17 protein-coding genes are annotated in these 24,207 nt (G+C 41.5%); 2 read left to right on the top strand and 15 right to left on the bottom strand.

The annotated features are described in order from the left end of the window. The first annotated feature begins 37 nt into the window (after nt 1–37). Together IGI49_RS17275 and IGI49_RS17270 are read left to right on the top strand one after the other, a co-directional pair. Entirely contained in the window at nt 38–1,600 is a 1,563-nt protein-coding gene (locus IGI49_RS17275; RefSeq protein ID WP_207702120.1) for an Nramp family divalent metal transporter, read from the top strand. Then, complete coding sequence (locus tag IGI49_RS17270) at nt 1,600–2,046, top strand: universal stress protein (protein ID WP_207702121.1); 447 nt, start codon at nt 1,600–1,602, stop codon at nt 2,044–2,046. Before IGI49_RS17275 ends, IGI49_RS17270 begins: the two co-directional genes overlap by 1 nt. 41 nt (nt 2,047–2,087) lie before the next feature. Here the strand turns inward: IGI49_RS17270 and IGI49_RS17265 are convergent, their stop codons facing one another. The 15 genes from IGI49_RS17265 to IGI49_RS17195 all read right to left on the bottom strand — a co-directional run bounded on the left by IGI49_RS17265 (nt 2,088) and on the right by IGI49_RS17195 (nt 24,183). Beyond that, nucleotides 2,088–3,446 carry a HAMP domain-containing sensor histidine kinase gene (locus tag IGI49_RS17265; protein WP_429962689.1) on the bottom strand — a complete coding sequence of 453 codons (1,359 nt, stop codon included), beginning with the start codon at nt 3,444–3,446 and terminating at the stop codon, nt 2,088–2,090. Further along, the gene (locus IGI49_RS17260) at nt 3,427–4,074 is read right to left on the bottom strand and encodes a response regulator transcription factor (protein WP_429962688.1); all 648 of its coding nucleotides are present in this window, start codon (nt 4,072–4,074) and stop codon (nt 3,427–3,429) included. Before IGI49_RS17260 ends, IGI49_RS17265 begins: the two co-directional genes overlap by 20 nt. 135 nt (nt 4,075–4,209) lie before the next feature. After that, entirely contained in the window at nt 4,210–9,588 is a 5,379-nt protein-coding gene (locus IGI49_RS17255) for a hypothetical protein (RefSeq protein ID WP_429962687.1), read from the bottom strand. A 1-nt stretch (nt 9,589) separates the two neighbouring features. Further along, the gene (locus IGI49_RS17250) at nt 9,590–10,441 is read right to left on the bottom strand and encodes a hypothetical protein (RefSeq protein ID WP_429962686.1); all 852 of its coding nucleotides are present in this window, start codon (nt 10,439–10,441) and stop codon (nt 9,590–9,592) included. 10 nt (nt 10,442–10,451) lie between these two features. Beyond that, the gene (locus IGI49_RS17245; protein ID WP_429962685.1) at nt 10,452–10,958 is read right to left on the bottom strand and encodes a hypothetical protein; all 507 of its coding nucleotides are present in this window, start codon (nt 10,956–10,958) and stop codon (nt 10,452–10,454) included. Between the two features lie 534 nt (nt 10,959–11,492). Beyond that, entirely contained in the window at nt 11,493–11,711 is a 219-nt protein-coding gene (locus IGI49_RS17240; RefSeq protein ID WP_429962684.1) for a hypothetical protein, read from the bottom strand. Further along, nucleotides 11,701–11,994: a helix-turn-helix domain-containing protein gene (locus IGI49_RS17235; RefSeq protein ID WP_207702127.1), complete on the bottom strand. Its 294-nt coding sequence runs from the start codon at nt 11,992–11,994 to the stop codon at nt 11,701–11,703. Before IGI49_RS17235 ends, IGI49_RS17240 begins: the two co-directional genes overlap by 11 nt. Before the next feature lie 529 nt (nt 11,995–12,523). Next, entirely contained in the window at nt 12,524–13,252 is a 729-nt protein-coding gene (locus IGI49_RS17230; RefSeq protein WP_429962683.1) for a winged helix-turn-helix domain-containing protein, read from the bottom strand. Then, nucleotides 13,227–14,657 carry a hypothetical protein gene (locus IGI49_RS17225; RefSeq protein ID WP_429962682.1) on the bottom strand — a complete coding sequence of 477 codons (1,431 nt, stop codon included), beginning with the start codon at nt 14,655–14,657 and terminating at the stop codon, nt 13,227–13,229. The genes IGI49_RS17230 and IGI49_RS17225 overlap by 26 nt, the downstream gene beginning before the upstream one ends. A gap of 1 nt (nt 14,658) precedes the next feature. Further along, nucleotides 14,659–15,426 (bottom strand): hypothetical protein, encoded by a 768-nt coding sequence (locus IGI49_RS17220; RefSeq protein ID WP_429962681.1) that lies wholly within the window; start codon nt 15,424–15,426, stop codon nt 14,659–14,661. A gap of 15 nt (nt 15,427–15,441) precedes the next feature. Continuing rightward, the gene (lepB, locus tag IGI49_RS17215; protein WP_429962680.1) at nt 15,442–15,984 is read right to left on the bottom strand and encodes a signal peptidase I; all 543 of its coding nucleotides are present in this window, start codon (nt 15,982–15,984) and stop codon (nt 15,442–15,444) included. Then, nucleotides 15,981–18,098: a glucosaminidase domain-containing protein gene (locus IGI49_RS17210; RefSeq protein WP_429962679.1), complete on the bottom strand. Its 2,118-nt coding sequence runs from the start codon at nt 18,096–18,098 to the stop codon at nt 15,981–15,983. The genes lepB and IGI49_RS17210 overlap by 4 nt, the downstream gene beginning before the upstream one ends. A 13-nt stretch (nt 18,099–18,111) precedes the next feature. Further along, nucleotides 18,112–19,866 carry a class C sortase gene (locus IGI49_RS17205; protein ID WP_429962678.1) on the bottom strand — a complete coding sequence of 585 codons (1,755 nt, stop codon included), beginning with the start codon at nt 19,864–19,866 and terminating at the stop codon, nt 18,112–18,114. Between the two features lie 64 nt (nt 19,867–19,930). Beyond that, on the bottom strand, nt 19,931–20,623 hold the full coding sequence (locus IGI49_RS17200) for a pilin N-terminal domain-containing protein (protein ID WP_429962677.1): 693 nt from the start codon (nt 20,621–20,623) through the stop codon (nt 19,931–19,933). After that, nucleotides 20,620–24,183: a SpaA isopeptide-forming pilin-related protein gene (locus IGI49_RS17195; protein ID WP_429962676.1), complete on the bottom strand. Its 3,564-nt coding sequence runs from the start codon at nt 24,181–24,183 to the stop codon at nt 20,620–20,622. Before IGI49_RS17195 ends, IGI49_RS17200 begins: the two co-directional genes overlap by 4 nt. Nucleotides 24,184–24,207: the final 24 nt, after the last annotated feature.

Below are 24,207 nucleotides of genomic sequence, written 5' to 3'. Positions count from 1 at the left end.
ATAGATTCGAAATGATCGATTGAAAGGTGGTTTTTTAATGAGTGAGAAGAAACATAAGCTGGTTGACCATGCCAATGGCCCATCACTGGAGGAAATAAACGGGACGGTTATTGTTCCTAAGGGGAAAGGTTTTTGGAAAACTTTATTCGCCTATTCTGGACCCGGAGCCTTAGTAGCAGTTGGCTACATGGATCCTGGAAATTGGTCAACATCAATAACCGGAGGACAAAACTTTCAATATTTGTTAATGTCTGTAATTCTAATGTCTAGCTTGATTGCTATGCTGTTGCAATATATGGCCTCAAAATTGGGGATTGTTACCCAAATGGATTTGGCTCAAGCAATTCGTGCTCGTACTAGTAAAAAGCTAGGGATTGTTCTATGGATTTTAACCGAGTTAGCCATTATGGCAACTGATATCGCAGAGGTAATTGGAGCGGCGATCGCCCTATACCTGCTATTCAATATTCCTTTAGTAATCGCCGTATTCATAACTGTATTTGATGTTTTACTACTGCTATTATTGACTAAAATCGGCTTTCGAAAAATCGAAGCCATTGTTGTTTGTTTGATTTTCGTCATTTTGTTTGTGTTTATTTATCAGGTTGCCTTATCCAATCCTGATTGGAGCGAAATGTTTAAAGGGTTTATTCCAAATAGCCATACCTTTTCCAACGAACCTGCAATTGGCGGACAAACTCCCTTAACTGGGGCGCTGGGAATTATTGGGGCTACGGTTATGCCGCATAATTTATACCTGCATTCAGCTGTTTCACAAACGCGCAAAATTGATCACAGCGATGAAGCCAGCGTAGCTGAAGCCGTTCGTTTTTCTACCTGGGATTCCAATATTCAACTGACTATGGCCTTTTTCGTTAATGCCTTGCTTTTAATTATGGGGGTTGCTGTATTCAAAACAGGTGCTGTGGAAGATCCTTCTTTCTTCGGCTTATATCAAGCACTTTCTGATCCTTCCACTTTGAGTAATGGAATTCTAATTTCCGTGGCTAAATCAGGCTTGCTTTCTACATTATTTGCCGTTGCATTATTGGCATCTGGTCAAAATTCAACAATTACTGGAACTTTGACCGGACAAGTGATCATGGAAGGCTTTATTCATATGCGGATGCCCATCTGGCTGCGACGATTAGTTACCCGGTTGATTTCTGTCGTTCCCGTTCTCATTTGTGTTCTGTTAACAAGTGGAAAAGGGACGATTGAGGAGCACGAAGCGTTGAATAATTTGATGAACAACTCGCAAGTTTTTCTAGCCTTTGCCCTGCCATTCTCAATGATCCCATTGTTAATGATGACTGACAGTCGCGCTGAAATGGGGGAAAAGTTTAAGAATACCTTGGTAATTAAAATTTTAGGCTGGATTTCAGTGATTGGTTTGACTTATTTGAACATGATCGGCTTGCCAGGACAAATTGAAGGTTTCTTTGGTGATAAAGCTTCTTCCAATCAGCTGCTGCTGGCCGATTCAATTGCCTATGTCATCATTGTTTTAGTATTGCTGCTCTTAGCTTGGACTATTTTTGATCTGTACAAAGGGAACAAACGGGTAGAAGAAGCCTTACTGAAAGAAGGAAATCACTAATGGTTAATCATGAAGTTTTTGAAAAGTTTCAGTGTATTTTAACAGGTGTGGATGCTTCAGAAAATGCACAAAAGGCCTTTAAATATGCCGTAACCCGCGCTTATCAGGAAGGCGCTAAGTTAATCATTTGTACCATTTTGGAAATTGATGAAATGAATGTTTACGAGGTAATGGACGAAAATTATATGGCGCAGCAACGAAAAAAATTACTGCATCAATTGAAGGAATATCAACAATATGCCGAGGCACACGGGGTTAAGGAAATCGAATTGATGTCTGAAGAAGGAGATCCGGCAGAAAAAATCATTAAGGTGATCCTGCCGAATACTCAGGCGGATCTATTAGTAATCGGATCGCGGGCCAACCACGGAATTCAAGGTTATTTTGGCACCAGCGCTTCTTATATGGCAAAGCATTCGCCAATCTCGGTAATGATTATTAAATAGTAAAAAAATCTGGAATGAGTGCCGTCATTCCAGATTTTTTGCTATTTTAGCGGCAAAATTACTCTTGCAACAAACTTTCCTGCCTTCTGCTGTAAGATTAGCTCCCCACCAAGTGATTTCAGCGACTGTTCTACCAGAGAAAGTCCCAAGCCGGTTCCTGAAAGATGATGATTGCGGGACTGCTCTCCCACTACAAACGGATTCGTCAGCTGTGCAAACTGCTGTGGTGCTAATGGGACTGCACTGTTTTCAAAAGTCAGCACATACTTAGCAGATTGTTGTTTCCCGCTGATTTTCAACTGTTTGTCTGTGCTGTATTTTAGTCCGTTGGTTACTAGGTTCAACACCACAATCTCCAGCAAGGCCTCATTCGTCTGGAGCACACCGGCCTCTATATCCATCACCACTTTAAAGTCCGGATCAATCACCTGCTGCTGCTTTAATTTTTTATCTAGCAGTGGCTCAATGGCGACTGGTTCCAACTGAATTTCTTCCTTCAGCTGCTGACTATAGGCTAAAATTTGAGTTACCAGCTCGTTCATGTTCATTAGTTGCTGATTAATATCAGCTAAAAAGGTTGGGCTTTTTAGTCCCATTTCCTCACTATCCACAAGTAGTTGGATTATCGAAAGCGGCGTCTTCAATTCATGGGCCAAATTTGCCGAAAAAGTCTTCAACTGATCATTGCGCGCCAGCATTTCCATTTCATGCTGCTGCAGTGAGCGCTTCATATGATTAATTGACTGACTCAAGCTGCCTAACTCATTTTCCTCCTGGATATCTGAATACGCAAAGTTCAAATTCGAAATACTGCTGGTCGCCTGCTCCAGCCGTCCAATTGGTTTAATGATCTGCTTACGTACTAGTAATACGATTAAACCAAACAGCAGCAGTAGAAACACCAACGTTGTGGCCACTAAGATCGGCAGCAGCACTTGAATGGCTGCTTTAAAATCGGGAATACTGGTTCCAATCATATACAGCGTTTGATCCTGTACTAAGAAGATCGTGTAAAAATCGTTTTTCTGTTTTGTCTGATTATACAACCGCTGAACTGAACGTCCTTCTTTCAAAGCATTTAGGGTGGTAGTGTCCACCCAAAAACGATTCAAGGAAATTCCGTTTTGATTCAAACGGAAGGACAAATCATTCGTTACTTCTTCTTCAGAATTGATGCTCTCAATATCCAAATGAAGCAGGACAAGATCCTCAGAAAGCACTGGTTCCTTGCTCTGCTGGATCATTTCCTGTGCCTGTTTGACCGGCTGTTCCATTTTCCAGTAATAGTACGTGGGAAAAATCCAGCGGTAAAACAAACCAAAGAAAATAGCCGCGACAATAAAAATAAGCGCAATTCGCTGGATGAAGCGACGGGTTAAACTATTCTTCGGGTAACTCAAAGCGATACCCCATTCCGTAGACCGTATGAATAAATCCCTTGCCCAGCTTGCCGCGCATGATCCGAACGAAGCTGTCCACGGTCCGTTCATCATTCTCATTGTCTGAACCCCAAACCGCCAGCAAAATCTGTTCCCGGGTCAGTACCTGCTGCGGATGTTGGTAAAAATAATACAGCAGCTCATATTCTTTTTTAGTTAGATCCAGCTCCTGATCCTTCAACAAAACCCGTTTTTCCTGCGGAATAAATATTAAGGACTGTTTCAAATTTTGGTGAATCACTCCTAAAAGCTTAGCCACTCGTACCAGCAGTACATTTGCATGAAACGGCTTCGCTAAATAATCATCCACACCAGCAACGAGCGCTTCCACTTCATCCTCCGGCATATTTTTTGCTGTCAGCATTAAAATTTTGATCGCGTATTCCTGTTTCATTCGTTGAGCGACTTCCAACCCATTGATTTTCGGCATCATCCAATCCAAAATCACCAGATCAAATTTCTCCTGATAAAAAGCCTCCAGGGCCTCTTCTCCATCAACAGCTTCAACTACTGTATACCCTTCATGCTCCAGGAATCGCTTCAACAATTCCCGCATTTTATCTTCATCTTCACATAGTAAGAGTTTCATTTTCAAAAATCCTTTCTCTTAGCTATACAAATTATACCCACCATGACTAATTTTGCTATTCAATCACACCATCTTAATAAATTCTAACAAAAAAACGACCCATCCTATCACACAGGATGAATCGTTTTGATCGGCTTAGCCGGGCGGATTCCAAATAAGGAACGGCCAGGTGGTCTCGTATAGCGGTTCTGTTTCGGTATTGCTGCGGTAAGCTTCAAAAACAATTCGGTATTCACCGTTGAAGCTTTCATCTAATTGATCCTGAAACTTTATCGTAAACGATTGAATCGTTTGCGGATCAATCGCAGCGGGCAGCGGCGTTTCTATCAGCTCAGACCAAACGGCTGGTTGATAATTAGCCCCTAATTTTCGTTGAAGCTTTGGAACAACCTTTCTAATCCTTTCCGAATCAAAGGTTAATGCAACTTGCTGATTGCTGGTTTTGCTGTAGAGTAGATGAGCATCCGCAGCAGAAATCACCTGGATCCCTGTTTGTTCTGCTGGAACGATACGGAAGGGAACCTCTTCTGTATCCAAAACTTCATCATTTAACGGATAGGTGGCTGATTGACTTCTGACACCTGAAACTTTTATTTCATAGTTTTTGCCAGCAGTGAAGGGCTGAATATCATTGAAGAGTGTCAATTGATAAGGCAAATTTGTGCCTACATTTGCAATGGCCTCCGCCGGATAGATGAACTGAAGCTTTCCATCTACGTCTTTAGGTCGAATCAGCGTACCTGGATTATTCGCATTTTGAAGCAGGACTCCCTGAGGCCAGTCAACCAGTGTTTTGTTCGACCCATCCACTTCATAAAGCGCTAGATTTAATGCCAAAGATTTTTCCTTGTTAAAGCTGTCCACCGCCGGACCGATATCCGTAAGTGTGAAACGACCATTTAGCTGAATAGGCTCATGCGGATGATAGCTCACCGGTGTCGAATTCGAAACAGCGTTTGTAATACTGCGTTTTGGTTCAATAATAAACCGTTGTCTTTCTGTCTTTGATGACTCATTAAAATCAAGATGCAAGCCGATGGTATCAGTAGAAGATATACTAGCATCCTCATTGGCAAAATCAAAGACAAACAGATAAGACAGTTTTTTCGCTTTATTTATGTGGCTATTAATGTCTACAAGAGTTAAATGGGTATTATCCGTGCCCATTTTTACGAAAGAAGTCAATTCAATGCGCGACTGGGCACCAGCTGTATTATTTTTATAGTAGTAATACTCAGGCCTCACTCGCTTACCATTTTCATCAGTAGATTGAACCTTCATTAACACGGTATCCCCAACAGGTAAAGCGCTTGTTGAAGAACCTGAACCAGACGCTGTTCCAAAGCTCAAATATATATCTTTATCCGTTGTATTTTCAGGCAGTTTACTACCTTTTAAAATATCGTAAGCAACCTGAATCGTAAAGGCACCGTCCTCCAAAGTAGTGATATTGTTTTCCCCACTGGTAAATTCTCGATAGACCTTGCCCGCGACTAACGCTGGGTGAGCTTCAATTTTTGAAGCCTTTCGCTTAATATTTAGTACTATATCAAAGAGAAGATCCTCATTAGCCACCGAAGAATACCTTAACGTTACTTTCTTTTCTCCAATGGTATCATTGATATTTTTGGTGTTGTAAATTTTGTAATTGAGTTGATTCGTAGTAGAAGTTTGTCCTAAAGCAAGCGTATTGCTTAACGCCAGACTTAGATCCTTAATCTTGGGATCCGTCTCGCTGCCAATATCAGCAATATTTAATCCCGTGTTAAAACCAAAAGTGGTATTGCCATAGCTAGTCGGTTTATTCGGATCAGCTAGAATCTCATTAACCGAAGCTAATACCATATCCTTCAGACTCGTAGAAGCAAGCTGGTTGATCTGTAAATTATACTTATTCACAAAACTAGGTAAAGAAATGGCTGCGGTTTTGTTCATTCCTTCCGCTTCGCCAGTTAGATAATCATCACTGTTATAAGCCCAAATATCAATCACCTGCGGCTCTGGACGATAGCGGATACGCATAGAATTTTCCGGCGCAAGATTGGTGAATTCATTTCTTGAGCCATTCATTGTATAAATTAGCGATACATACGGGGTCCAATAGGCCGTTTGCCCAGCTAAAACCGAAAATTCTTCCGTATTTGTTGGACTATAGGCAAGAGGCATTTCGGCAGTTAATTCCTCACCAAAGGGAATAATCATGCCGGTTTCCAGATTTCGTTCAGCAATTACCTTCACCATTGTCACGTTATCTAAATTGTTCTCCACCGCATCGTACTCTTGATAGCTTGCATGCGCAGCAGAACCATCAAAATTGGCCTGACCATTATTGAATCGTTTGTTTCGATCGGTCGAATAGCCGACTTTATAAGTAACCCCTTTGCTGGATATAGGCGTTACTTCTCCTTTTAAAGTCAAAGAAAATTTTGGAGTAGATTGTTGCGCATTCATCCATTCCGGGACTATCCCCTTTTTGGCTACTGGCAGATAAAAAATAAACCGCCCCTCATTGTCTACTTCACCTGTCTGCGCTATATTTTTGAAAAAGAACTTGGAATTAAAAGTGGTTGTTTCCTTATCCAGTACACCACTGTCTTTATTAGCTGATGGGTCCGTCACAACATTTGACGACAGCTCGGTATCATACCCAAAATCTAATTTTGCTAGATTTGTGCTAAAAACATTTCCTAGCCTAGTAGAAGCTAGTTTAGTGACGCCATTCTCTGTATTCAATCCTGCCTTACCCGTCAGCTTAGAAGCAATTCCCCAAACGTCCGTTACTAGGCTGTTTCCATAGCTTCCTGATAAAAAGGCGGCATATTTTTGATCTGTCACAAATAACAGTTCGCGATAAGAGACAGGGACTGCCCTTGCTCGAATATTGACAGCCATTCGATAGGTAATATTGATTGCCTCTCCAACTAATTCCCGGTCCTCATTAAAATAACCTAGCCCATCACTGTCCGTCGGCTTTAAGTAGTACAGTTTGCTGTCATCATCTAAAACTATAGGTTCGTCAAGTGTATAGTTAAGCTGTCGATTATCCTGCACTAGATTGATCGAATTTTTGTCTAAATCAAAGTCGATCGGGGTGCGAATTAAAAAGACCGGGTTCGGCGCATAGCTGGTTGAACCATACGTATAATAACTAGCTATGGCACTAGCATTTACTGTTACCTTTTTGCCAACATCCACACGATGATTAATTGTACTCAACGTCTGCCCGTTTTCGTTTTTCACTGTCATCTTTGTCCCCGAGTCATCCAACAATAAGCCAACATCTCTTTTATTAGTCGTCTTATCAATGAAGGTCGTCGTACATCCACCACTTAATTTATTTCCTGAAAACCCTTCTGCAGGCTTGATTTCAAAATTCGCCGTTCCTTTTGAACCGACATCCCCAAATGTATAGCCGAAAAATTGTCCTCCAGCTTCTCGAGGGCGCCCGCTGTCACCACTTATATAACCGGAAGACGTAATCTCCAAATCATAAGACAGCTCTTTGATATAGTAGTCATTACTATCAAAATCAGCTGGTAAGCCTTCATTGAAGGTGCCTCCAGACAACATTTGTCGATTCACATAATAATAGTAACGTTCATTTGCGTATCCCAGCAAATTGCGCTTCGTTCCGTCACTTCGACTAATTTTAACTCCTTGGTATTGTAGACTAGGCTTAAGCGAATACGAGCCTGTAAGCTGGCCCTCACCAGCAGCCGCACCTTTTTTTTGCAAGATGAAATCAAAATTGTAGGTGTAATTTCGCGATTCAGCAACGCTTCCTCCGTAATCCGCCGGAACAGTCCAAAACTGTACCGTAGTAACGCCATAATTCCATTTGGTTTCTGTATCAAACTTGTAAGTAGCTCGGGCTGTTCCTAAGGCAGTAGAATTGTTTTTAACGAGTGCATTTCCTAAAAGAGTCGTTGCTTGAGTCCCTTTAACAGAGATTGGCGAGTAGCTGGCACTTCGATTGATGAAGCTGAAATCAAAGGCCTCATCACTGGTAATGGTCGCTCTTCCAGTAGAATTAGTTAGTGGATTTCGTGTATTTTCCGCTATTGTTGCTATTTCATTTTCATCGTATTCGTAATTGCGAAAAATCCATCCCAAATTATTCTGTGTATAATGAAGTTGCTCACCAATAGAAAAGGATTGATTCTTTTCATTTTCTTGGCTAAACAAGCGATAATACATACAGAGATCAACGGCATTCATTAAATACTCTTGACTGCCATTAAACATCGAATAAGTGACTACTGTTCGACCATCCACTAGGTTATCGACAGAATAGCTGATTATTTGCTCGCCATTGTTCGCCTGTGTGATCCCTGCAACCCAAGCATCCATTTTATCCGTCAGCAATTCCGCTGACAAATAGGTATTGTTAGTTAAGGGCTTATACGGCAGATAGGCTTGAAAGGAAACATTACTCATGTAATACGCGTTGCTGCTAGGATTTTCGGTTGCGTTACGCACTCGCGGCTGAATAATCATTTGAAGCTCATCGTCTAAAGTCTGGGGACCAAGAGTCACTGCCCCTGTTGAACCTCCATCTGGACTTCTAACAACTGCAGTATATTCAACAGCACTTGGAATAATGAAATCATCCATTACTAAGGTTTTAGTCGGGGCGTCATTTTCGATCAGCTTTACCTTTAAGGGCTGATTTCGAACTAAGCTGTCCCCACTAACACCGGTCCAAAAATTAGGACTGTTCGTCGTACCATCTTCATAGTTAGGCAACAAATTTATCCGAAATCCTAAGGTACTGATGGAAGGTGATACATCAAAAACAATTGTAGCTCCCGTCACATAGTCAGTTGAATAGGCATTCGTTCCTGATAAAGGATCGACAAAAAGTGTCTTTCTAAAATTTACATTTAATTGATAGGTGGCTATCGTTTCCATATCCTTGACCGAATAGTTGTAGATATGGCTATTGTCGTTTACTAGTGCCTGCAGCTGGTCTTTTTTAACTAAAATTCCTCTAGGTACCACAATTTCGATCTTTCTTGAATTGATGTCGATGGTGGAGGCGTCACTCAGCTGAAGCCCTAAATAGTAGCCATCATTTTTTAGTACCTGCCAGTTAACCGAAACCTTTTCACCAACTGACTCATCTTTTAAATAAATTGGTACTAGCCCCTCATTTTCATCACTTTGAATCCCCGCTACAAAATCCTCTGTATCACTTTGTGGCGCAAAATTCGCTGACTCTTTCGGGACAGTTTCTTGACTGGAAGCCGGTTCTTTTTCCACTGTTTCAGTTGTCTGATCTTCAGTTGATGAACTGCTTTCGTCAACCATCGGAGGCTTTTCGGTTTGTTCAGTCGGTTCTTGTGTCTTAGCTAATTCATCAGTAGGTAAGGTGGTCTTGTCAGGAAGCACCTCGCTAGTATCCAGCTGAGTGGAGGATTCGCTTTCTGTTGCGGCCAGCACGCTGTTTACTGAGGGGACCACTGCTAAAATCACGATGATAACCAGCAAGAATATTCGTTTTAAGTGCTTCATTTTACCCTCCCCCTTGTTTCTCTAATACATCAAATACGCTTTTATAATTCGTTGTATAATCTTTTGATTCGTCATACTTCAATAAGTAGAAGGTTATGGAGCCTGTGTCCTTAACCTCACCTAAATCAATCAGTTTATCCAGTTGCCCGTTTTGAACGGATTGACCATAAAACACTGGGTTCGTTTGATCAGGCACCACTTCAGAACTCTTCCAGGTTAACTGAAAGGCTCTTTTTTCTTCAGTCGTAACTGTCACCTTTGCGTAGGGACTATCTGCCGCATCTTCAACGATTACCTGAAATCCTTCTGGTGATTTTTCAATTAAAAATCGGGCGGTAAGTTCCTTCTCATAAGGATAGGTTGCTTTTGCCTTAACAACAGCAACCTTGCCAGTAGTTGTACCTGCCAAGAAATCCTGTCCCAGCTTAATCTCAATAGTTGCGGCTTTCTGCTGATCTTTAGGTAAAAGCAATTCCTCAGTAATCCCATTAGTTGAAGAAACAGGACTACTATCCGCTTCAAAAGCTGCGGAAGGATCATTTACCTCAACCGTGTACTGAATATCCCGGGTAGTCAATCGTTTACTATCTGGAAAATTTCGCAACTCGAGACGAATTGTATCTTCTTTAGTCCAATCAGCAATTACATAGTCATATTCCTCTGCAGCACTCAACGGTTCTTTTAATAGGTCACTTGTAAAAAAAATCTCAACTGCCTTCACGGTTGAATCCTTTGCCTGCTGAGAATAGTACTTTGCTAAGTAATAAGAGCCCATGCAGAAGATTCCAATGACTAGGACAACGATTAATCGAATTCTATTTTGCTTAGATTTAAATGGTTTGCTTTCTTTCATATGTAATCACCTAATCTATTTGTTCCGCTCGTAAATTCAAACGAATCGCTTCTAAATTATTTTCATTAACAGTATTTCTTTCTTCTTTCGGCCAAAAAATCCTTAGTGAGTAACTATGTATCTGGGGTTGCTGAGAACCGGGATTCATGGTACCTTCTATTTTATTATTTTGAAAATCAAGCTTCTTCCCCTCTTTATACAGTTCATAGTTTACGGGCAGTGACCCATAGCTTTCCAGCTGAATCGTATAACGCATAGCCGTTTCGATCTGTTTTACTCCATCCCTATCAGTAATGTCTATAGCTATTTCATCATATTCATCCGGCGCCAGATTCAGATTCACTGGCACAGACTCGAAACGATCTCCTAAAAAAAAGCCTACTCTAGTCGACGCACGGATTTCGCTCGTGGCATGAAATTTGGAATAGGTCAAGCTCACTACTAAAGAGAAGAAAACAATCGATAAGCTCAAGACTATTGCTGCTTTATAACGATTCTTTTTTATTAACTCTATCATCCTGATCCCTCCTCAAAATTGAAAAACTCATTTTTTATCCTTTGCTAATATAAAAGTACGGTTGTTATATTAAACTATAGAGAATAATATTCTGCTTAGAATTTATTTCCCTTCCTCATTGCCTTCTCGCACAGCTTCCATTATACGACTCTATTTTATCATATAATTATAATCAAAATAGAATTATCACAGAATATTTCTTCGATCTTAAGGTTAGTTAAATTATACGGGTCACATTAAGAAAACAAAAAAGGAAAATACAACGATAAAACATCTCTTATCCTCTCAATTATTCTTTTTGTAACAAAATCTTCTGTGCTTTTGTAATGCAAGATAGAATTTTCCAGACTCCATTAACCTCAAAGCAATAAAGCGAAGTGTTTCATCTAAGTCTCGCTTACCGCTCACCCATTTGCTTGTTCCCCAATCCAAACAAAAAACTAGGCATTCTTGCAAAATAAAAAGAGCATGCAGCGAATGCACACTCTTCCAGTCGGTCAGTTTGTTTTAGTTTGGAGCAAAATAATTTACGTCTTAGTTTCTCTGAGCCTTATGTTCTCTCTTTTTCACTACACGCAACGCAACATGAGCTGCTATTAAAGCAATAAACGGTATCGCTCCTATGATTAGCAGGCTAGGCGGTATATACCCAACTGGAGGTGCTTTGCTGCCGCCACCCACAACAACAGCTATTAATGATACCCCACACAGATTGTATAAGATCAGAATCGCCTTATTCAATTTATTCACCATGATGCTCGTCCTCCTTTATATTGGGAAGGTTGTAATAGTTTCTCAGGTTTTGGGCATTGGCTAGATAATCTAAAAAACTTGGTTTGGCACGACCAATCAGCTTGTTAACATTCACTTTATACAATTCGCTTAGCCTTACCAATTGATCAACATCTGGGTAACTCTTGTTGCGTTCCCACTTGGAAATCGTTTGAGGTGTCACATGGAGGACAGCGGCAACATCCTTTTGAGTGAACTGATTTTCTTCACGGTAATATTTGAGCTGCGAACCAATCTTAATCATGAGCATACCTCCTCGTCTATTTAAGTATAACGTATCTGTTGAACTGCTCACCAGCTTTTTCAGGTAACGAATTTGTTGACCGGAGAAATTACTGCTCAACGCTGCGTTGTTTCCTTGATGTGACGGGGTTCATCAGCCCTGAGCGCATAAAAAAGGCGGAGAAACTATACAAAGTTTTTTCGCCTCTCAGGTTTACATTATACGAATCTAATAGAAATTGATGAATCAAACGATGAACAAACTTCTTTATCTCATCTTATTTTTTCTCAATCAAATAGCTTTCTAATTTTGGAATGCTGACTTGTTCTTTCCAAATGCAAATGGGGCAAGCAATAAAATACTCCGCTGAAGCCGTGCATATTGGAATGAAAAATATAGTGAGCTTGCTGCCGAGTTTGATTCCCTCCATCGTTACCCAATTTGAACAATTAGGACAGGTACACTCCAGATGTGTTTTCCCTAAATTTTCCGCAAATCCTTTACTACCCCAGACAAAAAGCATACAATTCCCCTTCTTTTTCACATACTCTTACTGATAATTCTTTTGCTGATACCCTATGCACTGCTGGTAAAAGGCCTCACTTAATTGATACCCTTTGCCCCAGTGAGTCAGGATGAGCTTGCCTTCAACACCTTGGGCCTCAAACTTGCGCTTGATCCGGTTAATCATACAGGATAGCTGACTCATGTTCGATGGGGTTTGTCCTTCTGACCAAATTTTTTCGCATAATTCTTTGCGGGTGATCAGTTCGCCCTGAGCTTCTATTAATAGCTCCATCAATTTGCTTTCTTTACCGGTTAAGTCAATGTTCATTGCGTTTCGTTCTTTTGAACTATCGCCACCTGGAAAGGGCACGATCCTTGCAGCGGTGGATTCCTTTTGATTAACACTGGCTTGGGCTTGTGAAAGCTTTTCCCGTAGGTCAAACAATGCTTCCTCCTCTAATAAAAAGCCGTGCAGTCCTCGATTTTTCCAGCTTGCCTGATCTTCCATTGATGGAAGCAGACCCACCTCTCGCAAAATAGCCACAGGATGGCGGTGGAAGAAATCTACCAGTACACCGGCTTCCTGATCACAGATGGTTTTGCTGAAAATAACCGCTTGAAATTGTTGTATCAATGAAGGCGGCATGCCAAAACGCTGCACCTGATCAACTAGCTGAGCGGAGCACCAGACTTCGTGGTTTAAATTTTGCAGCCTTTCCTGCAAGGATTGGTCGGATAAAATATTTTTAGTTAGAAGTAGAACTTGACTCATGACTATCGCCTTCTCTCGTTGTGGTTTGCGGTTCTTGGAAAACAATCTTTTGTGCGAATTGATCGACTTTTTCTTGCAGTTGTTGATAGAGCGTTAGGATGTCTTGTTTGGAATTGGTTAGTTCATTGGCTAATTTCCCCGCCTGCTCTTCCATTATCTGAGCACGCTGCTTGGCCGTGGTAATTAATTGATTGGCTTGCTGCTGGGCTTCTTGAATGGTTTGATCCCCTTGCTTCTTGGCAGACAAGAGAATTTTGCTAACCTCTGCCTGTTTGGCGGCTGTTTCTTCCTGCAACGCATAAAATTGCTCTTCCATCAGATGAGCATGATCCTTTTCTGCCCGGTAGGCAGTCTGAGCATCCGTTACCTGCTGCTCCAATTGCGTGATTTGTTGTTGAAGCTTTTGGGTGGTTTCTTCTTTTTGCAACAGCTGCTGGCGCTGAGCATGAATCAACTGATCTTTTTCGGTCAGTTGTTTTGATAAAATAATAGCTTGTTCATCGGCATTCTTAATTTGCTGATGCAGTTTGCTGTTTAAAGCTTCTGCCTCTCGCAGTTTGGCTGCTTCTTGAGAAACCGTTGTGAATTGTTTTTTCAAGCTTTGATAAATAGCCTGCTGGTCTTTTAATTCTTGCTTTAGCTGTGGCACTTGTTGAGAAAGCGTTTGTTCTTCTTCCACTTGGCCCTGCAAGTGAATGATATCGCTATGCGCTCGGTATAACGCCTCGCTTAGTGCGTCTTTTTCTTCTTTTAACTGCTGCTCTTCTTGATGGGTCATTTGAGTTTGACTGGTGAGCGCTCGCTGGTTGAGCTGATGGCTTAACTGATTATTCTGGGCGATCAACGTTTGTCGTTCTTTGACTAGCTCGTCTAATTTCAGACGTAATTCTTGTACTTCACTCGTTAGGCGAGAAAGTTCTTCTTGTGGTTGCCGATTTTGTTTTTCAAGCTGTGCTTGGGCTTGTTTCAAGGCTTCTTCTAATCGTTGTTGTTCCTTTGTTTGTTCTTCGCTGACTGCTGGTTGATTTTCGTAGCTGGCTAATCGTTCAGTCAGCTGGGTTCTTTCTTTTAGCAGCTGCTCCTTTTGCGCCATCAGCTTTTTCGTCACTGTCGTGATTTCGTTTTGCTTGTTTAACAGCTCCTGCTTGGCTTGTTCCAATACAGCCTGCTGCTCTTTGAGTTTTTGGTTTTCTTCTTCCAATGCTTGAGTGGCTGTTTCGTCTTGTTTGGGTTTTAGTTGGTAGACCTTTTGTTCGCTTTCTTCTTTAGGCTTAACTGGCGATTGTTTTTGAGCCAACGGACCCACTCGTTCTTCAATCACTTCATCCGATAGTTCGTTGATTTCGTCTAAAATACTTTTGGTAAAAAACCAGCTGTCTTTTTTCTTTTTGCGTTTTGTCGCCATTTTAGTCGTCATCCTTTGCTTTTTTTTCTGCTTCATCTAGTAATTCAAAGGCTTCATCCGTTTCGTTGCGGCCATAGGTGCAGCTGTAAACGGTCGGGGCGTCTGCCTGTGAAGTTTCGTTGATTTGAAAATGGATTTGGGTCAGCTGGGTCACCGCTTCAGCTTCTTTAACAAAAGCAGTCATGTTTTGGCGAATCGTGTCTTCGCTGGCAGAGGTACTGACATCTCCTACTAACGAAAGGCTCAGCGTTTTAGTCGGCACATCAATCGAAAGAACCAATGTTGATAAGCCAAAGTAAGGCACAATCTGTTGACTCAACCCCTGTTCAATCTCAGATTGCAGCGAGGCATTGCCATTGTCTTTGAACAGCTGGTCCCAGGAATAATCTACCAACCCGATGCCTGCTTCTGGATAGTTCTTCACTGGAATCTTGGTAATCAGCTGTTTTTGTTCCCGCTTTAGGGAAAATGTCTCGTCTTTTAGGGTTTCGCTTTGGGCTCGCAAGGTTTCCACTTTTCCTTCCGTTTGAAACAAGGAAAGAGTGACACATAGGACGGTTGCCCCAATAAGCAGACCATTGATTAGTAAAATATGGACATGCTTTTCTTGTTCCTTTTGCTTAATCAGGTGCAGCTTTCGTCGGGCTTTTTCAGTTAGCTGACTGGACTGCTCTACCTGTCGAATCCGGTAATGAATTAGGAAACGGTACCCGCTCAGGCCTAAGATCAGTAAGACAAATAAGACACTAAGGACATTTAGTATGAACATGCTGGGACTCCTTCCTTAATTAATGGGGCCAAATTCTGAGAATGGATAGACCCTGTATTGAACCTTGCCTTCCACCTTCTCGGCATCGACCCACCCAAAGGAACGACTGTCCTTTGATACTGCAGTATGATCGCCAATCACAAAATAATGATGGGGTGGAATCGTGGCCTCCTTTTTCAGTTCTCGAGCAGTTTTAGGTTCTAGGTCAAAGGTGTAGGTGGTCGTAAAGCCTTCGTCGCCAATACTGAGAATCAGCCGATTGCCTTGAACCAAGACCGAATCCCCTGGCAAACCAATTACTCGTTTGACAAACATGCCTTCTTCTTCCGAAACAGAAAACCCAATGACTGAATAGCGGACAATTGATGAGCGTTTGTTTAGCAGTACCCGATCGCCATCCTGCAGGGATTCCTGCATCGACGTTCCTGCGACGGGATGGATCAGGTAGTTATGGTGCACCCAACTGAATAGGATGACTAGCATAGCTATAAAGAGAACACTTTTAACTAGCACTTTTAACCAGTGAATCGAGAGTTGCCGCTTTCGATGAGTACTCATTTCGGCTTGATGTAGGAAACCAGATTGGATTTCGCCAGATCATTAGAAATGACACGGTAAGAAATGGTGGTTCCCCCAACGACGTTTCCTTCGGAGATCAAGATTCCTTCATCCGTCACAGCCTCCACAAAAGCCACATGGCCGTAACGCGGATCAGAGCCTGCCGTTCCCGGTGTAAAGGATACTAGATAACCAGTCTTTGGTGTTTGAGTTACTTCATACCCTAGTGCTCGTCCCTTGGTTCCCCATTCACCGCCATTGCCCATAAAATCATCCACCTGTCCACCAAGTTGAGCGACTCGATTGAAGGCATACCAGGTACATTGGCCGACCGGATACGACCCGGATACGTTATAGTTTTTCCCATCATAATCTTTCAACTTCATCTTTTTACGATATTCAGCTGGAATCGACTCCTTACCTTGTAAAACCGCACTGGTACTGCCGCTTTCTGACAAAGGCTCATCATAAAGTGTCAGATGATACGCCGCAATGATTGAACTGATTTTTTTGTGATAGGAAGTGTCTGTCGCATACTTTCCAGTTAGCGCTCGAGCTGCTCGTAAATAGTTCTTGGACTCTGACCGCCAAACTTCTTGGTAATAAGCGGTATTTCCCGAAATTCCTTCGCGAATCAGTGAGACATAATCACCTAACGATTCTGCGTAGCTTGGATAACGGCGAAAGGCGGCCGAAATCGTGTAGAGTTCTCCGTTGCCCCGATCTTCTTGAGTGGGCAAACTAACCGAGTGACCACCATAGCTGCCCTTCACCCCAAACAGATTGTAATTGGGGGCGACCGATAACCCGCTGGTACCTGACCCACTTTCTAAAATGGCTTGGGCAATCATGACAGAGGCAAACACATCGTATTTCAGTCCTAGTTTTTGCGCATCGACTGCCACCTGATCAATAAACTGTTGGGTTTGATCGTTGGTCTCAATCGCAAAGGAAGCGGGATAAGATTGTTCTACCTCTTCGGCATAGGCTGTTTTGGTTCGATTCGTTGGTCGTTTGCCAGATCTAGTTTCTTCTTCACGTTCAGATAGGAGTGCAATTGCTACTTCTTGTTTGGTATCTTTTTCTTCGTTTTCTTCTGAAATGTCTACCTCTTTCGCCTTAACCGTCAGGTAATGATCTTCTCCCAGATACAAACCGACGATGCGGTTTTCTACTATTAAAAGATCTCCTGGTTGCAGGTCTTTTTCTTCAATTGCTTGTAACGATTCTTCTAAATTTTCATTGAATAGCTGACTGAACAGCCCTTCGACAAATTCTTGAACCGTATAATCTTCTTCCTTTTCTCCCAATTGTTTTAAGCCTTCATAAATCAGAACACCATGCTTTGGATCGCTAAAGGAGGAAAGCAGCGGCAATTCGTACCCATTAAAATCTGACTCCGCGACTTGGCTCACTCGCAAGCTTTCGTCCAGCTCTACTTCCCGATTGCTTAATGGATTACTTGAGCCAATCGTTGGCAAAGGTGAAGCTGGCACAACAACTGATGGTTGTGCGGGAAAGCTGGCAATCACTGGTTCACTGGTAGCTGGTGGCGAAGCAGGTGTTGGCTCCTGAGGTTCAGGTATTTGTTCTTCTACTGGTCGTTCTGTTGAAGACTCCGTTGTACTTTCTGAGGAGCCAATCGCTTCTTGACTAGAACTGCTGGTCGACGAACTTTCTTCGGTCTGGCTCTGTGACGTACTCGTTTCTGTTGTACTTGAAGTCGTGCTCGTCGTACTTGTCTCGCTCGTACTCTCAGACGAAGTGGTCGTACTGGATTCCGTCGAACTTTCTTCCACTGAACTCTCACTTGTGCTGCTTTCTTCTGAGACAGAAGTCTCCTCCGTGACTTGTGTTTCAGAAGAAATTGTTTCGGTTTCTGCAGGTACTTCAGACTCCGTGACTTCTTGAACTGGTTCTACCGGCACAGGTTCTATCACTTCTGGCGGCAGGTCATTGATGGACTCAGAAGGAATCGTCGTTTCTATAGTGGTTTGACTGCTGGTACGTTCAGTCAGCTCATCGCTGGCCTTTAAGCTGCGGCTTGTGGAAATACTAAACACGGTAATAATACCCAACACCAATAGTCCACTACCTAAAATGAGTTTCTTCATGGATTTCCTCCTACTAACGAATCAAGCTGAAAAATAAAATCGGCAATAACATCAATAAAAATAAAGGCACAATCGTCTGCATTGGATCTGAAATAATCCGAGCAGCGATAGTCATACTGGTTTTAGTCACTTGCGGTACGGGGTCAACTTGCAGCAGCTCACCATTTTTGATGGTACCGTCTTTTTTTATTCCTAGTTCTTTGAGCTGTTGGTCGTTCGCTTCTGACAATGGTTCTTGTTTGACTAATTTGCCTTGGACGACTCGGCGATAAATGGTTCCGATATCCCCTTCACATCGTAGTAACGTGATCGTTGGCGTTTGGTTGGCTGAACCTTCTTCCACATACGACACTTCGGTATCTTGAATGGTTTTGTTTACCGTGACTTCGTAATGAAAAATGCTTTTGAAATCCGTGGCATAGATCGTGTCTTTTTCCTTTAAGTTTTGAATCCTATGTAACAACAGATCCTGGTCGAAAATATTGTGGGACAGCAGCACGTAATTGCTTCTACCTAATTGCTGGTCGGCTTGATAGGTAGCTGCCCCGGTCAATAAATTCTGATTGGCTAAGCCTGCCAAAATCGGCAAATTGATATCAACCTTAGGAATCACCAGCTTGCCAATCCCCCATTGATTAGTGGTATCCTGCAACCTATTTTTAGCCTTGGCATAATCGGCAATGTTCACACTGGCGATTTGTTTTTCTCCGTAGTTAGCTTGACCGATCTTGTCCAGGTTGTACTCAGCCAGCTCGGACTGAACACCAATCGGAACCTCGGCCATTGCCGTCTCTTCTTGCATCTGGGTGTAGCCATAAATGGCGAAGCCAATCGTGGTCAGCATCGCAAAGAACAAGAGAAAGAAATAGGCACGCGTAACCCAGAATAATTGCCGCAATCGTTTCGCCGCTTTCACATAAACTTTTACATCTTTGGAACGCAGGCGTTTCAATTGGTATCGATAAATCGCCATTAGCAGAATGAACAACAGCACATTGAAGGCTAATGTAGCCAACACCATATTTTGATAGCTGAAGGTGTTGCGCTTTTTGACTTTCTTCTTCGTGGCTTGTTTGTAAGGAATGCGATGTCCTGTCACTAGCAACCGATAGGTATTAATCCCAGGTGGTGTACAGGTCAACAATGTCACTTTATCCTTACCTGGTTGAACCTTGACCTTGTCTGCTTCGCTGGGCAGAATTTCTTCAAAGGAATCAATCTCATAGGCCAAGCGTTTACCGAGGATATTAATATAGAAGATATCTCCTTCCGTTAGGTTGCGAATATCGGTAAAAAGCACCTGATTTTTCACGCCGCTATGTCCAGTAATCACCGCTCGTGTGTTTTTCCCACCGACTGGAATCGAGGTAGATTCAATATGACCTAAGCCTTTATCCAAGGTTTGATAAGAGGTGCCATGATAAAAGGGCATCTTCTCGATATCAATTGCCGGAATATCGATAGTCCCCATGGTGTCTCCCACGTCGGCAATATTCTTATACGCCATCGGTTCAGGATTCTCGCCGAGTTGCTTTTGATAAATGTAGCGATTATACTCTTTTGCCAGCTGCCACTGTTGGTTGATTTCTTCTTGGCTCATGCGTTTTAAGACTTGGTCATACTTGGCTGTGGCCTCGCTGCGCTCCCGATTGGCTAAGTAATTGCCAACAATCGGATACAATAGGATGATGACACCAATGACAATCATGACAATGGCAAAGATCATCAAAAAGGAATGGTTTTTCTTTTGTTTTTTGGTCTGAAGCATCCCTTCTGCCCCTCTCGTTCCCGCTTATTGAAAAGAAAGAGCAACTCAGACGAGTCACTCTTGTCTAAAAATGATGCTTCTTGGTTCGCATAAAGTAGCCGCCAATCGCCCCCATTACCACAATCAACGCTAATATCAGATACAATGGCTGCATCGTACCTAGGGTGCCGCTAGTTTGCGGCAACCGTTTATTGGCAGCGGTGGCTTCTGCGGCGGTTGGGTTGGCCGGATCTTTTTCCTTCGTTCCTGAGGTGCCCGGCAAAGTCTGCACACTAGACTTCGGATAGAGATACACGTCGGATAAAGCATCACCGGTTCGTTGCGGCAATGGCATCTCAAAAGTAACTGGCTCCATCACTTGGCGCAACGTGTCCGTGGCTTTTTCACTGACACGATAAGTCCCCGCGACCAGATTACCCACACGAGCACTCCCTTGATCGTCTGTTGTGATAGTGGCAGAAAAAGCATCTACCCCTTCCACCGGGCGAAACTCGCTGGTCCCTTCCATTGGGGAGACCCGGACAATTTCATAAGTGATACCGGATAAAGGATCTAGCTGATTTCCCTCAGCATCGGTGACCTTTTCTGCCTTCGTCCCATCTTGAGGAACATCTTCAGATAAAGTCACTCCTTCAGCCAACTTGTACTTTTGGATCGTAATGCTAAACCCCGTTTCTTCTGCCGCAACTGATTGCGGCAGAAGAACAATACCCAGCAGCAAAGAAAGCAGTAAGCAAATGGTTCGCATCTTTTTCATCGCGTGTGCCTCCTTCGCTTCGGCTGACGGTAATAGAGCATCATACCGATAAAACCAACGGTCATCAAGCTGGCAGCTGCCAACAGAAGCATGATCATTGGGTTATCACCACCTGTGAATGGCAGATCGGTTTGGACATCGTTGTCTTGGTACAATTGAATCACTTGATTTCCTTGCGTAATGGTGACTTTAATTGGTTTCTTTAAGAGTTCAAAACCAGATGGGGCTTTGGTTTCGACTAAGGAATATTCGCCAGGGAATAGATTCTCGGTTAAGCCTGAACCTACATCAAATTGAAGCTTCCCATCCTCATCTGTAGTGGCAGTGCCCAGCTTAGTACCTGTGCCAGTGTGCCCTTGATACAGATCGAAGACAGCACCTTTCAAAGGTGTACCCGTCGCTTTTTCTGGATCGCTTAGTTCGCCGTCTTTGTTTCCATCAATCGCTGTACCGGCTTCATACTTAAAGAGCTTAATGGTCCCAGGACGAATCAAGCCGACGTTCACGTCAGTTACATGATTGATTGAATCAGCCTGTCCCCAAACAGAAGCAAGTTCATTAAGCTTCGGCTGCGTGTAGTTTGGCGTCTTATTGTCGTTTGGATCAGCCTTTGAGTTTTTAGTGACATCATCGCCAATTAATTGTTTGGTGACTCGATGGATTTCTCCATCAATGATAAACTCCGCAACATATTCGCCTTCTGGTAGATTCTTAAAGATGTACTCGCCATTTTCATTCGTCTTAATTTTGGAGTTTCCTGAAGAATCAATAAATTCTTCTCCAGTTAAGCTTTCTTTGACCAGCTGATTTTTATAGTCAGGATTTTCCAGACTGGTGCGGTAAAGTTTTACTGGAATATCTTTGGCAAAATCTTCTAGTACTGACTGATCCGGTTTGTTTCCGATTAAGCCATCGAGACTATCATCATACCAAGCGACACCTGAGAGGTCGCGGCCGACTACGAAAGTCTTTACTTCTTTTGTCTTCTGATAATCATTAAGCTCTGAATTTAAAGAAGCATCGTTAATAAAACATTCTCCTGCCTTCTGTTGTTCAGGCTGCATTGTTATTTTGATCTCTATTTGTTCATTCTTAGCAATTTTTGGAGCAAGTATTACTAATGCTTTAGCATTTGCTAATTGACTTGAATCCTCACTCATCTTGTACCAACCAGTAGACTGTGTAATAACTAAATCATTTGGATCAGAAAACTCGGAGACTGAATTAACTGAATAGTAAATATCACTTTTTTGCATTGATGAACTTACATTTTTAATCATATATGATCCAGAAAAATCACTATTCCGTGCATCAGAATTGAAGGGTAACACATCTAAAATTCGTATATTTTCTATTGAAGAAAAACTTGTATTTTTTCCTGTAAGTGTATAACTAAAAGTAGTCAGTGATGTATTTTCTGGTTGTGCAGGATCAATCTGATTTCCTGTTTCAATTAATTCTTTATCTACACTCTTATTTATAGTCAGTTGCTTAGGAATTTTTACAGTAGTTACTACTTCATTTGAATCAATTGAATCTTTTTGTCCGTTGAAATACGTAGCAGAAAGATTCACTTTATTTTTGATTTCAAGCTTACCTTGACTATTTTTATTAATTTTACTTAACTCTGTAATTTTTACTGGAACGTCAAAACGCAGATTTCTTAATAATGAATAAAAACTCGGATTTGACAAAGTTTCACCTTTTGCTTTAATTGTCAATTTACGCGTTGTTTCATCTAGGTCATACATAAAATAGTTAGTGACGTCTTGATTGTTATTACTGGTTGCATAAGCTTTAATATTACCAACACTATTTACTAAAGATAAACCGTCTGGCATTTCATCTTCTAAAACCCATTCACTCAAATTATATTTCTGATAAGCATTTTGAGGTATTTTCCCTTCCAATGAATAGGTGAATATCTCATGTAAATCAGATAATTCATTATTAAATACTAAGTTTTCATCCGAATCTGACACATACTTCTTAGGCTTTACAACTTGAGTAGGAACTGTTGAATGAAATCCTATTGCCTGACTCCAATTTAATACATTATCTCCAGGATTAACGATTGGGATATTAGGTCGTTGCATCCATCCAGCTGACGTAGCACTTCCCTTGAAGGTCATTGAAGGTACGCGTTCCGCCGGTTCAAAAATTGATATATCAGTTTTTTGTTTTGGTTCAAAAACTATGGTCTCTTCACTGTTCTTTTTTCCGATTATTAATTCATCACTACTTTTTTGTTTAAAAATAGTAGGATACATCGCAATATTTGTGCCATTTTCTACCCAATACTGTTCAGGCCCATCAACATCTCCATAAATTAAGGGTAATTTTACACTATAAGGGATGTTTGTATTATGTTTGTAAAATTCTATTACGTATCTTGCCGCTGAAACTCCTCTTGATAGATTCGCAATAAAAAAGGGTTGATCATTATAAAACCTTAGTTCGCAATTAATTGAACTCAATGTCCCAACAGAAGTATGATGTAAAGGATTTGTTTGGACGTAGTCAAACTTCATTTTTATATCTATAAAATCCTTATTATTATATTTAACATTTTCAAAGAACACTCCAAATTCATCATTGTTAATACTATCTGGAGCAAAATCTTTAAACTGAACTCCTTTTCTAGCAGGAGTGTTTAAAACTGTCCCGGGTCTACCAAAACCTTGAAATGTCACTTCAGAAAAATCTAATACATTATCAAACTCAGGGGTCATCCATGAATTTTTATCATTCAAGTCATATTCTGATAGATTTGCCCCTATATACTCCGTATAATCCGTTGTAGTTGCTAACGGCTGAAGATTTCCCATTTTCATCTGGAAGTCTTCAAGTTCACTATCACTTTTGATGGGTTGCCTAGAAGGTTCTTTGCTTATTATTTCGTTATCCTCTAATTGATCCGTATCTACAAAAGAATTAGATGTATTTTCACTACTCTCATTAATATCTTCACTAGATTGCATTTCTCCATCTAAATATGAAACTAATATCTGAGTTTGAGAAGTGTCTTCTATGTCGTGCACAATTATTTCTTTTGCTTCATTTGAAAAGCGAACAATACTTAATTTAATAGTATCTCCTTCTGATACACTTAAATAGAAGTTACCTGAGTTCTCTCTCTCTGGATTGACAGCTTTTATTAATGAGGGGAAAGATTTTTTTTCATTTTCTAAAAGTTCAGTAGTCGATTCTATATTGCCGGAAATTAGTTCTTGCTTAAGCATTTCGTTTTCAAATTGTTCAGTATAGGACCATTGGCTTATATTCAAATTTGGGAATTCTATTTTGTAAAGGTTCTCATCATAAGGAATTTCTAGAATTGTTTCTTTCTTAGCGGTTAAATCCATTTGTATGGTTCTCTCGTCTGTTTCGTAAGGACCTTCAATAATATGACTATCGATAGCTATTTCAGCTAATGTAGAATCTGTAAATGTAAAAGCCCTTAATAACTCTCCTTTAGGAGTAAGCATGAATGCTACTCCTAAAAGAAAAATGATGGGAAGAAAGACTATGGATATTCTGATAAGTCTCTTTTTTTTCATTATCTTGCCCATCCTTCCTGTTTG

It is taken from the genome of Enterococcus sp. AZ071 (assembly GCF_050499065.1).
Taxonomy (GTDB): Bacteria; Bacillota; Bacilli; order Lactobacillales; family Enterococcaceae; genus Enterococcus_A; species Enterococcus_A ferrettii.
This window is presented reverse-complemented; position numbering and strand designations above follow the sequence as displayed.